Raw genomic sequence first — 11743 nt, 5'->3', positions numbered from 1 at the left:
GACTCAGACGAGACCAGAGCCGCCGACTACCAACGATGGGTCCATCACTACAATCACCACCGACCCCACACCGGTATCGACGGCCAAACCCCATCAGACCGCGTTCACAACCTCACGAGGAACTACACCTAGGCGGACGCCGCTCAGATGCTTGCCGGGCATTGCCTTACAGTTCGGTAAAGACCCGGTCATCTGCCGTTCACACGTCCCCCGAAGTGGGAGGCTATGAGAAGTGCCCCGCTGGTGGTCGGACCAGCGGGGTTCTTCTCTGTCCGGGCACGTCTGGGCCCATGTCACAAATCGGCCCGCTCGTCCGTCGGACTGGCATGGACACCTCGCCGAGATGCTTGGCGGGGTCGCGGACTAGTCGCCGCTCTCGCAGCGGTGAGCTCTTTCCGCTCACAGGGTCGACTTCTCGCGAGTTGTACACACATTCGATATTTCGCTTCCTAATGTCAGGACTCGCCGGTAATCTCTGTTGCATGAGTTCGGTGCTTGATGCGGTGCGAGAGGCGACCACGGTGGTCGTCTCCGCCCTGCCGTGCGCCGAGCAGATCGCGCAGCTGTCCGACCCGGAGGTGACGGCGCTGATGGCCGAGCTGGGCGCGCTCTCACGCAAGGTCGCTGCGACCAGTTCACTCGCAGCCACCGACATCGACCGCCGCTCAGCTCGTGAGCTGGGGGCGGCCGGGCTCGCGCAGTCGAACGGGCTGCGGAACGGGCCGGAGTTCGTGCAGAAGCTCACAGGGTCGTCGATCGCGGAGGCGAAGAGGCTGGTGCGTACCGGCGGGTTGCTCGAGACGGCGGAGTCCCTGGCGCCCGCCGTCGATGCGGGGCCGGGACCGCGCGATCTCGCCGCGCTTGCAGCGCTGGCCGGCGAGTGGGAAGCGCCGATCGCGGTCGCCGTGCGCAACGAGTGGCTCTCGGCCGATCAGGGCGAGGCGCTGCGCTCGGGGCTGGGGTCGCCACGATCGGCGGCACTCGCCGACGCCTGGCGGCACGCCGCCCTCGCTCTGATCGGCGAGGCGTGGGCTTCCGAATGGACGGCGGAAGACCTGGCGCGCGCGGCGGGACGCCTGCGCGCGAACCTCGACGCGGCCGCCGCAGACGCCGATGCGCGGGCGCGGTTCGAAGCGCGTTCGCTGAAGCGGCGGCAGTTGCGCAGCGGGAACTGGAAGTGGGACCTCGAGCTCGACCCCGAGACCGATGCCGCGCTGTGGGGCCCGCTGAGCAGGCGGCTTTCGCCGCGACTCGGCGGTCCGCGGTTCCGCACCGAGGAGGAGATCGCACGAGCGGCAGAGCTCGAGCAGGACCCGCGGACCAATGAGCAGTTGCTCGTCGACGAGTTCGCGGGCATCTTCGTCGCCGGCGTCGCCGCGGAGTCGGCGACGGGTGCGTTCGGGAAGGCAGCGCCCCACGTCTCGATCGTCGTCACGACCGACGAGCTTCGGAAGGCGAAGGAAGCGGCCCCCGGCGGCGCGGCCGGCGTGGCGTGGGTCGGCGGCGGCCAGCCGGTGTCGGCGATGGCCGCGCTGCGGTCGATCTGCACCGGCACCTTCACGCCTGTGCTCTTCGATGAGAGCGGCGCGGCGATCGACGTCGGGAAGGACCAGCGGCTATTCACCGCGAAGCAGCGCCGGGCAATGACCGTGCGCGACGGCGGATGCCGGTGGCCGGGTTGCACGAGGCCACCGGGCGAGTGCGAGGCGCACCACGACAATCCGTGGGGCGAGAGTCTGCTGAATCGGAAGACGGAGACAAGAGATGGAATCCTGCTTTGCAAGTTCCATCATCTGACCGTCCACAATCACGGGGCGCGCATCTCACGGCAGGGGTCTGTCTACTTCCTGCGCTGGCCGGGGCGGGCACCCGTGCCATTGAGTTCCAAATCCGGGGTGATGACGCGGCTCGGCGGCCCGATGCGCAGCGAGCACGCGCGGTTGAATGGAAAGGTGAGCACCGATGGCTGAGGAACCCTGGTACGAGCAGCTGCGCCAGCAGTGGCTGCCCGAGCGCGTGAAGGTGCTGATCATCGATGAGGCCGCACCCGAGCTCGCGGCCGACTCGAAGCACGAGTTCTTCTACTCGCCGAACGTCGTCAGCTGGGATCCGCTGTTCCGGGCGGTGGTCGATGTGTACTTCGACGGGGAGTTCCCCCCGGCGGGCGCCGACAAGGCGCCCTATCTCGCACGCTTGCGCGACGAAGGCGTCTACGTGATCGAGACCATCCCGTTCCCCGTCGGCGCGTACAGCCGCGGCGAGCGGCCGCATCTGACGGCGCGGTTCGCGAAGTCCGCGATCGAGCGGGCCGTGGCCCTTCAGCCTGAGGGTGTGGTGATCGCTTTCAACTCGGGGTTCCGCGCGTTGGGGCCGGGGCTCGAGAAGGCAGGGCTCACGGTGCTGCACGATGCGCCGGTGCCGTTCCCGCGCGGGCGCTACCGCGAGCAGTTCATCGCGGCGCTGGCCGAGGCGGTCGGGCGGGAGCGCGAAACGGCAGCGTAAGGGGGCACGACGGGTGGGGGATGCGGTGCGTTGCCCGGAGGACCTCTCAGCGACGCCGACGGCGCAGTGACTCGAGCGCCGTTCGAACAACTGCCCATGCCGCGGCGGCCAACGCCAGTACGGCGATCAGCTCGGCGACGCGGACGATCAGCATGGTCTGAAGCCTAGGTGCGGTGCGGCATCCGTGCGTCCATCGACTTCTTATCCGGGCCATAGGCGAGCGATTCTCTCGTCTCAGATCGGGCCAGCACAGTGAGCGACATGATGGCCCTCCTCACACGTCCACGAACGTGGATCATTACGGCCGTCGTCGTTGTCGTCGTCGCGGGCGCCGCCGTCTGGTGGTTCGGATTCGCACACAAGACCGACGCCAACGCGGCGCCCGCCACCTCGACGACTCTGACCGTGTCGACGCAGACTCTCCAGCAGTCCGTCTCCGGCACCGGCACCCTCTCCCCCACCGTCGACCAGCAGGTGGACTTCGTGCCCTCCGGCACGGTCACCGCCGTCGACGTCAAGGCCGGGCAGACCGTGAAGGCCGGCGACACGCTCGGCACCGTCACGACGACGCAGGCCGACGCCGACCTCGCGCAGGCGAAGGCGACGCTCGCGAGCGACCAGGCGAAGCTCGCGTCTGACCAGGCCGCGAGCGACGGCTCCGCCACAGCCACGGCCCAGATCGCCGCCGATCAGGCGGCGGTGGATGTCGCACAGGCATCCGTCGACTCCGCCCAGAAAGAGGTCGACGGCACCACCCTCAAGGCGCCCGTCGCCGGCGTGGTCACAGCCGTCAACGTCGCGGTCGACGATTCCGTCTCCGGTTCGTCGGGCTCATCGTCGAGCAGCAGCACCGGGGCGTCGAGCTCGAGCTCGTCCCGCTCGGGCTCGGGCTCGTCGCCGTCCAGCAGCCCGAGCACCGGCTCGTCCTCTTCGTCGTCGTCCTCCAGCTCGAGCAGCGCCTTCGAGATCACCGGCACCGACTCGTGGACGACCGAGATCAGCGTCTCGGCCACCCAGGTGAAGAACATCAAGGTCGGCAACCAGGTCACCCTCTCGACCAGCGAGAACCCCTCCTTCTTCGGCACTGTGAGCTCGATCGGGCTGCTTCCGTCGACCAGCTCGGGAGCCGCCACCTACCCCGTCGATGTGCAGGTGACCGGGAAGCCGGACAACCTCTACGACGGCGTCTCGGTGACGGCCAAGGTCATCTACAAGCAGATCGCGGACGCCCTCGTCGTGCCGAGCCTCGCGATCAGCCAGTCGAACGGCGCCTCGACCGTCACCCAGCTGGTGGGCGGCAAGCAGGTGCAGACCACGGTCAAGACCGGTATTCAGAGCGGCCAGTACACGCAGATCACCGACGGCCTGAAGTCCGGCGACAAGATCGTGCTGAAGTTCACGCGCCCGACGGGCACGACGGGTGGCACCGGTCAGAGCGGCCAGAACGGCAGGACCGGTCAGACCGGGCGGGGCGGATTCGGCGGCGGCACGGGCGGATTCCCCGGCGGCGGCACCGGATTCGGCGGCGGATTCGGCGGCAGCGGTACCGGCACGACCGGCAACTTCCAGCGCCCCTCCGGTGCGGGCAACTGATGGCTGAGGCATCCGTCATGCCCGTCTTCCGCGCGCCCGGAAGCAGCGAACCCGTCATCCAGCTCACTGCCGCACGCAAGACCTACAAGACCGGCTCGATCGAGTTCGAGGCCCTGCGCGGCATCGACCTCGACATCAACGCGGGCGAGTACGTCGCCGTGGTGGGTCCGTCGGGCAGCGGCAAGTCGACGGTCATGAACATCCTCGGCTGCCTCGACACGCTCACCAGCGGCTCGTACCTGCTCGCCGGCGAGAACGTCGAGGATCTCGACGAGATCGACCTCGCCGACGTGCGCAACAAGCGCATCGGCTTCGTGTTCCAGCAGTTCCACCTGCTGCCGAGTCTGTCGGCCTGGCGGAATGTCGAACTGCCGATGGTCTATGCCGGGGTGCATCGCGACGAGCGCCGCCGGCGCGCCGTCGCAGCCCTCGAGCGCGTCGGCCTCGGCGACCGGATCGACAACAAGCCCGGCCAGCTCTCGGGGGGCCAGCAGCAGCGCGTCGCCGTCGCGCGGGCACTCGTGACCGAACCGACCATGATCCTCGCCGACGAGCCGACGGGGAACCTCGACTCGCAGTCCACCGAGGACGTGCTCGCGTTGCTCGATGAACTGCATGAGAGCGGTCGCACGATCGTGCTGATCACGCACGAGACCGACGTCGCCCAGCGCAGCCGCCGCATCGTGCACGTGCGCGACGGCCAGGTCACGAGCGACGAGCCCAATACGCCCACGCATCTGATGGGGGGTCACGCAGCATGAACTGGATGGAGACTGCGCGGACCTCGTGGTCCGCGATCGGCAGCCACAAGATGCGCTCGGCGCTCACGGTGCTCGGCATCCTCATCGGCATTGCCGCCGTCATCCTGACGGTCGGCCTCGGCCTCGGCACCCAGAAGGATGTGTCGAGCCAGATCTCCTCGCTCGGCTCGAATCTGCTGATCGTCTCGCCCGGCTCGTCGACCTCGTCGACGGGCGTGCGCGGCGGCTTCGGCACGGGCTCGACGCTGACCGAGGCCGACGCGACCGCGCTGTCGTCGAAGGTGAACGCGCCCGATATCGCCGGGGTCGACGCCGAGAAGTCGTCGTCGCAGGAGCTCACGGCAGGATCGACCAACTGGACGACCACGGTGGTCGGCGTGACGCCGTCCTACACGAGCGTGCGCAACCGCACGCTGTCGGAGGGCACCTTCATCACCGCGAAGGACCAGGCCGACGAGGCATCCGTCGTCGTCCTCGGCTCCGAGACCGCGACCGAGCTGTTCGGCTCGACCCGCGTCGTCGGCCAGAGTGTGACGATCGACTCGCAGACCTTCCAGGTGATCGGCGTGCTCGCGTCTTCCGGCTCCAACTCGACGAGCAACCTCGATGACACGGCCCTCGTGCCGCTGTCGACGATGGCCTCGAATCTCGTCGGCGGCTCGCAGGCGAACTCGGTCTCGACGGTCTACCTGCAGGCGAAATCGGCGGATGCCCTGCCGGCCGCCTACCAGGAGGCCAAGGCGCTGCTGCTGAACCGGCACAACATCGCCTCGGCCGATGATGCGGACTTCACGATCTCGAGCCAGGACGCGCTCGTCGGGGCGGCGACCAGCGTGTACAAGACGCTGACGATCCTGCTCACGGGCATCGCCGCGCTGTCGCTGCTGGTGGGCGGCATCGGCGTGATGAACATCATGCTCGTGTCGGTCTCGGAGCGGACCCGCGAGATCGGCCTGCGCAAGGCGCTCGGCGCACCGCCTGGGGCGATCCGCAACCAGTTCCTGGTCGAGGCAGGCACGCTCGGCCTCACCGGCGGCATCATCGGCGCCGCTTTGGGTATCGTCGCGGCGCTCGTGCTGCCCGGCGTGATCGGCTCGTCGATCGAGGTCTCCGGGCTGGCGATCGGGCTCTCGCTCATCGTCTCGATCGGCATCGGGATCATCTTCGGGGTCTATCCGGCCACCCGCGCGGCGCGGCTCGCGCCCATCGACGCATTGCGCACCGAGTAGCGCACAGAACCATGAGGAATTCAACAATGAACAGCAAATTCTCCATCGTCGCCACTGCTTCGGCACTGGTGGTCGGCGCCGCACTGGTGCTGACCGGCTGCTCGTCGAACTCGTCGACCGGCGCTTCGAGCACGTCGAAGAGCAGCAGCCCGACGCAGGGTCAAGGCCAGGGCGGCGCGGGTGGTCAGGGCGGCTTCGGCGGCGGTGGCACGACGGGTGAGATCGCCGCGGTCAACGGCAGCACGCTGCAGGTGCAGTCCAGCTCGTCACAGACCGCGGTCGACGTCAGCTCGTCCACGACGATCACGAAGACCGTCGACGTCGCACTCTCTGCCGTGAAGGTCGGGGAGTGCGTCACGGCCAGCACGAGGCCGTCACAGGGCTCGTCGAGCTCATCCAGCTCATCTAGCTCGGCCAGCAGCGCCGTGAGCACCGTCGCGATCTCACAGCCGACGAACGGCAGCTGCGACGCCGGCTTCGGTGGGCAGGGCGGCCAGCGCCCGAGCGGACAACCCACCAACCGTCCGAGCAGCCGGCCGTCGAACTTCCCCTCCGGTGCGCCGAGCGGCGGCCGCGGCGGCAACTTCGTGCTGCCGACCAACGGCAAGGTGACCGCGGTCACCGGTTCGTCCATCACCGTCGACGCGCTCGACTTCCAGACCCAGAAGACGAGCTCGAAGACCGTCACGGTCGACAGCTCGACGACGTATACCGAGCAGCAGAGCGGCGCGAGCTCCGACCTCGTGGTCGGGCAGTGCGTGGTCGCCCGCGGCAAGGCGGACGACACGGGCACCGTCGCTGCGACCGCGATCACCGTGTCGGCGCCCGTGAACGGCAGCTGCGAGACCGGCTTCGGCGGACGCGGCTTCGGCGGAGGCCGTGGCGGAAACGGCGGCAACGGCGGCAACGGCGGCAACGGCAGCAACGGCAGCAGCTCGGGCAGCAGCAATGGCTGACCCGAAGCGCGCTCGCGTCCGTCGGCGGGGTCGAATCATCGCCGGGGTGTCGGTCGGCGTGGTGATCTGCCTCGCCGGCGGCACCGCCGCCTGGGCGGCTCTGCGCCCCGACACCCCCAGCTACCGGCTGGCCTCGGCGGAGAAGGCGGATGTCACACAGACCGCATCCCTCGCCGGCACGGTCGCCTCGGCGACGCGCTCCGATCGGGCGTTCCAGGTCTCGGGCACGGTCTCGGGTGTCGACGTCAAGGTGGGCGACAAGGTCACGGCCGGCCAGACTCTCGCGACGCTCGACGCGAGCACGCTGAACGATGAGGTCACCCAGTCGCAGCAGGCGGTCACCACCGCCCAGCAGAAGCTGAACGACGACCTCGCCTCGCAGACGTCGAGCGCGAGCACGAGCACGTCGAGCACAGCGGACGCGGCCGCGGCGACGGATGCCCCGGATGACGCCCTCGCCACCGCGACCTTCGTCGCCGCGGCCACACCGACGAAATCGAGCGCGAACTCGACCATCGCCGCCGACGTGAAGGCCGTGCAGGCCGCGCAAGCCGCTCTGATCGACCTGTACACGGGCACGAGCGGCGTCGATGCCGTCACCAACGACGTCAAGGCCCAGCTGACCGCGGTGCAGGCGACACTCACCGGCCTCGGGGACAGCAACGGCGCCTGCGCCGTGTTCACCGCGCTGCCCGCGGGCACCGACCAGGCGACGGCGGACACCGATCTCACGGCATGCCAGGACGCCGTGACCGCGGCGCTGTCCTCCACGGACGCCGGCGACACGAGCACCAGCGTCGCCGAGGCGCTGACCCAGCTCGGCACCGAGCTGAGCGCGCTGAACGAGTTGCAGACCAAGATCACCGCGGCGGAGTCGGCCCTCGACAACGCCGTGACCAAGCTGCAGAACGACGCCGACGCGGCCGGGCAGAGCAGCGGGTCCTCCCCCAGCTCGCCGAGCACGCCCACGAAGCCGAGCGCCGGCGGCTCGGGTTCGTCGTCGGGTGGCTCCGGCACCTCGGGCGCACCGAGCCGCTCGGGCAGCGCACCGAGCGAGGGCAGCACAGGCAGCGGCTCCGGAAATGGAACCGGCACCGGCACCGGCAGCAGAAGCGGAAACGGAAGCGGCTCAAGCAGCGGAGGCAGCACAGGGACCAAGACCACCCAGGTGGCGACCGCCGAGGACATCGTCTCCGATCAGGCATCCCTCGCCTCCGCCCAGGCGAACCTGGCCGTCGCTCAGCAAAACGTCGGCCTCGCCACTCTCACCACGCCGATCGCGGGCACCGTCGCGGCGGTGGGCATCTCGGCGGGCTCGTCGGTGAGTGCCGGCTCGACCAGTGAGGTGATCAGCGTGATCGGCGACGACGGGTGGGTCATCGACACCTCGGCCACCGCGAGCGCCATCGGGCCGCTGAAGGTCGGACAGACCGCGGACGTCACCGTTTCGGGCGTTTCCGGCACCCAGCACGCGAAGGTCTCGTCCATCGGATTCCTCAACACCGCGACCGACTCCTCCACGCCGTCGTACGACGTGACGCTGTCGATCACCGACCCGGCGAGCGGGCTGCTCAACGGCGCCTCCGCCCGCACGACGGTCGACGTCGACACGGCGCGCGATGTGCTCACCGTGCCGAGCTCTGCGGTGCATCTCGGCACCGGGAACAGCTACACGGTCGACGTGCTGGCCGACGGCAAGGAGACGAGCCGCACGGTCAAGGTGGGCGCGGTCGGCTCCGATCGTGTGCAGATCACGAGCGGGCTCTCGGCCGGCGACCAGGTGGTCCTCGCCGACCTCTCGTCAACGGTCTCGAGCGACAGCTCGAGCACCAGCAGCACCGGCGGTGGCCTGGGCGGCCTCGGCGGCGGCACTCGCGTGCCGGGCACCGGCGGCGGCTTCGGCGGCGGTGGTTTCGGGGGCGGGAACTTCCAGCCCCGGCAGGGCGGCTGACGCGCCCAACGACAACCCAGACCCCTCGGCGACCTCCTGCGCCGAGGGGCCTTGTCGTCTTCCGTGTCAGGCACTCTCGCGCTAGGCTGTTCGCAGAAAGAACGTCTGTTCGCATAGCGAACACGTGCAGCGACATGACACGACGAGGTGGCGAGTGATCGACAAGGAGCGGGCGGATGCCGCGGCCGCGGTTTCCGGCATAGAAGACGGCGCGACCGTCATGATCAGCGGCTTCGGGCGCGCCGGCCAGCCGGTCGAACTCATCGACGCGCTCATCGAGCAGGGCGCGAGCGGGCTCACGATCGTGAACAACAACGCGGGCAACGGCGACGTCGGGCTCGCACGGCTGCTGGCAAAGGGCCGCGTGCGGAAGATCATCTGCTCGTTCCCCCGCCAGGTCGACTCCTGGGTGTTCGACGGGCTGTATCGCGACGGCAAGATCGAGCTCGAGCTGGTGCCGCAGGGCAACCTCGCCGAGCGCATCCGCGCCGCGGGCGCCGGCATCGGCGCCTTCTTCACCCCGACGGGCTTCGGCACGCCGCTTGCCGAGGGCAAGGAGACCCGGAAGATCGACGGCAGGGACTACGTGCTCGAGTACCCGATCCGCGCCGACTACGCGCTCATCGGCGGCTACCTCGCCGACCGGCTCGGCAACGTCATCTACCGCAAGACGAGCCGCAACTTCGGGCCGATCATGGCCGCCGCCGCGGCGACCAGCATCGTGCAGGTCGACGCCGTCGTCCCCGTCGGCGAACTCGACCCCGAGGCCGTCGTCACGCCGGGCATCTTCGTCGACCGCGTCGTCGCCGTCGGCGAGCGCGCCTGGCTCGAAGACGGCGTCTTCGTCGGCGCGGACGACGCCGAGGGCCACCGCGGCGACCGGAAGGAGGGCGCAGCATGAGCCTCGACCGCAAGCAGCTCGCCGCGCGCATCGCGCAGGACATTCCCGAGGGGGCATACGTCAACCTCGGCATCGGCGCCCCGACGCTCATCAGCGACTATCTGCCGAGCGATGCCGAGATCATCCTGCATACCGAGAACGGCATGCTCGGCATGGGCCCGCAGCCCGAGGCAGGGCGCATCGATCCCGACCTCATCAACGCGGGCAAGATCCCCGTCACAGAGCTTCCCGGCGCCGCGTACTTCCACCACGCCGACAGCTTCGGCATGATGCGCGGCGGCCACATCGACGTGTGCGTGCTCGGCGCCTTCCAGGTGGCCGAGAACGGCGACCTCGCCAACTGGTCGACGGGCGCACCGGGCGCGATCCCCGCCGTCGGCGGCGCGATGGACCTCGCGATCGGCGCCAAGCAGGTCTTCGTCATGACCGACCTGCTCACGAAGAACGGCGAGAGCAAGCTCGTCGCCGCCTGCAGCTACCCGCTCACGGGCGTCGGCTGCGTGACCCGCGTCTACACCGACCGCGCGGTCTTCGACGTGACCCCTGGCGGCTTCACCGTGACCGAGGCCTTCGACACGACCATCGATGAGCTGCGCGAGCTCACCGGGCTCACACTGGTGGATGGCACAGCCGCCGACAACACCCGCACCCGCGCCAACACCCAGGAGGCATCATGACCGCGTCCTTCGTCTACGACGCCGTCCGCACCCCGTTCGGCCGTGCGGGCGGAGCGCTGTCGGGCATCCGCCCCGACGACCTCGCCGCCGTGGTCATGAAGGCGGTCGTCGAGCGCAACGGCCTCGATCCGGCATCCGTCGACGATGTGATCTTCGGCGATGCCAACCAGGCCGGCGAGGACAACCGGAACGTCGCCCGCTTCGGCGCCCTCCTCGCAGGCTTCCCGACGAGCGTGACGGGCGTGACGGTCAACCGGCTGTGCTCCTCCAGCATGGAGGCGGTCATCCAGGCCGCGCGCGCGGTCGAGACCGGGGATGCCGGCATCGTGCTCGCCGGCGGCGTCGAGTCCATGAGCCGCGCCCCCTTCATCGTCGAGAAGTCCCCGAAGGGCTGGCCCGCGACCGGCAACCAGACGCTGTGGAACACGAGCATCGGCTGGCGCATGGTCAACCCGAAGCTGCCGAAGGAATGGACCATCTCCAACGGCGAATCCGCCGAGAAGGTCGCCCAGCTCACCGGCCTCACCCGCGAGGCGCAGGACGCCTGGGCGCTGCGCTCGCACCAGCTCGCCGCCGCGGCCTGGGCCGAGGGCCGCTACGACGCCGAGATCGTGCAGGTGCCGGGCGCCGAGCTCGCCCGTGACGAGGGCATCCGCGACGACACGAGCCTCGAGAAGCTCGCCGGCCTGCGCCCGCTGTTCGCACCGGCGGGCCAGGGCACCGTCACCGCCGGCAACTCGAGCCCCATCAACGACGGCGCCTCGGCCATCTTGGTGGGCGTCGAGGGCGCCCTCGAGACCGAGCCGCTCGCGCGCATCGCCGCCCGCGCCGCCCACGGCGTCGACCCCGACGTGTTCCCCCTCGCCCCCATCGAGGCCGCCAACACGGCGCTCGCCAAGGCCGGCCGCACCTGGGCCGACGTCGACCTCGTCGAGCTCAACGAGGCCTTCGCCTCGCAGGTGCTCGCCGACATCAAGGGCTGGCCAGACCTCGACTCCGAGAAGGTCAACATGCACGGCGGGGCACTCGCGATCGGGCATCCGCTCGGCGCCTCGGGCGGCCGCATCATCGGGCACGCGGCCCACGAGCTGAAGCGCCGCGGCGGCGGCGTCGCGGTCGCCGCGATCTGCATCGGAGTGGGTCAGGGCCTCGCCGTCGTTCTGGAACGATAGG

General features: G+C 69.7%; 11 protein-coding genes. All 11 read left to right on the top strand.

Annotation, left to right across the window (positions count from 1 at the left end; genetic code table 11):
* A partial coding sequence (locus ABD708_RS19240; protein ID WP_344757537.1) for an integrase core domain-containing protein occupies nt 1–132 on the top strand: 132 nt, incomplete at its 5' end.
* A 350-nt stretch (nt 133–482) separates the two neighbouring features.
* Nucleotides 483–1970, top strand: coding sequence for an HNH endonuclease signature motif containing protein (locus tag ABD708_RS19235; RefSeq protein WP_344757533.1), 1488 nt, complete (start codon nt 483–485; stop codon nt 1968–1970).
* Nucleotides 1963–2502: a hypothetical protein gene (locus ABD708_RS19230; RefSeq protein ID WP_344757531.1), complete on the top strand. Its 540-nt coding sequence runs from the start codon at nt 1963–1965 to the stop codon at nt 2500–2502. Before ABD708_RS19235 ends, ABD708_RS19230 begins: the two co-directional genes overlap by 8 nt.
* 261 nt (nt 2503–2763) lie before the next feature.
* On the top strand, nt 2764–4095 hold the full coding sequence (locus ABD708_RS19225; RefSeq protein ID WP_344757529.1) for an efflux RND transporter periplasmic adaptor subunit: 1332 nt from the start codon (nt 2764–2766) through the stop codon (nt 4093–4095).
* Nucleotides 4095–4856: an ABC transporter ATP-binding protein gene (locus ABD708_RS19220; protein WP_344757527.1), complete on the top strand. Its 762-nt coding sequence runs from the start codon at nt 4095–4097 to the stop codon at nt 4854–4856. Before ABD708_RS19225 ends, ABD708_RS19220 begins: the two co-directional genes overlap by 1 nt.
* A gap of 5 nt (nt 4857–4861) precedes the next feature.
* Nucleotides 4862–6085: an ABC transporter permease gene (locus ABD708_RS19215; protein ID WP_344757525.1), complete on the top strand. Its 1224-nt coding sequence runs from the start codon at nt 4862–4864 to the stop codon at nt 6083–6085.
* Between the two features lie 26 nt (nt 6086–6111).
* Nucleotides 6112–7041, top strand: coding sequence for a DUF5666 domain-containing protein (locus ABD708_RS19210; RefSeq protein ID WP_344757523.1), 930 nt, complete (start codon nt 6112–6114; stop codon nt 7039–7041).
* Nucleotides 7034–8992, top strand: a complete 1959-nt coding sequence (locus ABD708_RS19205) for an efflux RND transporter periplasmic adaptor subunit (RefSeq protein WP_344757521.1) — start codon at nt 7034–7036, stop codon at nt 8990–8992. Before ABD708_RS19210 ends, ABD708_RS19205 begins: the two co-directional genes overlap by 8 nt.
* A gap of 154 nt (nt 8993–9146) precedes the next feature.
* A complete protein-coding gene (locus ABD708_RS19200) occupies nt 9147–9893 on the top strand; it encodes a 3-oxoacid CoA-transferase subunit A (RefSeq protein ID WP_344757519.1) in 747 nt (248 codons plus the stop codon).
* Complete coding sequence (locus ABD708_RS19195; RefSeq protein WP_344757517.1) at nt 9890–10570, top strand: 3-oxoacid CoA-transferase subunit B; 681 nt, start codon at nt 9890–9892, stop codon at nt 10568–10570. The genes ABD708_RS19200 and ABD708_RS19195 overlap by 4 nt, the downstream gene beginning before the upstream one ends.
* Nucleotides 10567–11742: a thiolase family protein gene (locus ABD708_RS19190; RefSeq protein WP_344757515.1), complete on the top strand. Its 1176-nt coding sequence runs from the start codon at nt 10567–10569 to the stop codon at nt 11740–11742. The genes ABD708_RS19195 and ABD708_RS19190 overlap by 4 nt, the downstream gene beginning before the upstream one ends.
* Nucleotide 11743 lies beyond the last annotated feature (1 nt).

The organism is Gryllotalpicola koreensis (assembly GCF_039538185.1).
GTDB classification, from domain to species: domain Bacteria; phylum Actinomycetota; class Actinomycetes; order Actinomycetales; family Microbacteriaceae; genus Gryllotalpicola; species Gryllotalpicola koreensis.
This window is presented reverse-complemented; position numbering and strand designations above follow the sequence as displayed.

What these genes read in the sequence shown, in the direction of transcription:
- ABD708_RS19235 (WP_344757533.1), top strand. Translation starts at nt 483, where the DNA reads ATGAGTTCGGTGCTTGATGCGGTGCGAGAGGCGACCACGGTGGTCGTC.
- ABD708_RS19230 (WP_344757531.1), top strand. Translation starts at nt 1,963, where the DNA reads ATGGCTGAGGAACCCTGGTACGAGCAGCTGCGCCAGCAGTGGCTGCCC.
- ABD708_RS19225 (WP_344757529.1), top strand. Translation starts at nt 2,764, where the DNA reads ATGATGGCCCTCCTCACACGTCCACGAACGTGGATCATTACGGCCGTC.
- ABD708_RS19220 (WP_344757527.1), top strand. Translation starts at nt 4,095, where the DNA reads ATGGCTGAGGCATCCGTCATGCCCGTCTTCCGCGCGCCCGGAAGCAGC.
- ABD708_RS19215 (WP_344757525.1), top strand. Translation starts at nt 4,862, where the DNA reads ATGGAGACTGCGCGGACCTCGTGGTCCGCGATCGGCAGCCACAAGATG.
- ABD708_RS19210 (WP_344757523.1), top strand. Translation starts at nt 6,112, where the DNA reads ATGAACAGCAAATTCTCCATCGTCGCCACTGCTTCGGCACTGGTGGTC.
- ABD708_RS19205 (WP_344757521.1), top strand. Translation starts at nt 7,034, where the DNA reads ATGGCTGACCCGAAGCGCGCTCGCGTCCGTCGGCGGGGTCGAATCATC.
- ABD708_RS19195 (WP_344757517.1), top strand. Translation starts at nt 9,890, where the DNA reads ATGAGCCTCGACCGCAAGCAGCTCGCCGCGCGCATCGCGCAGGACATT.
- ABD708_RS19190 (WP_344757515.1), top strand. Translation starts at nt 10,567, where the DNA reads ATGACCGCGTCCTTCGTCTACGACGCCGTCCGCACCCCGTTCGGCCGT.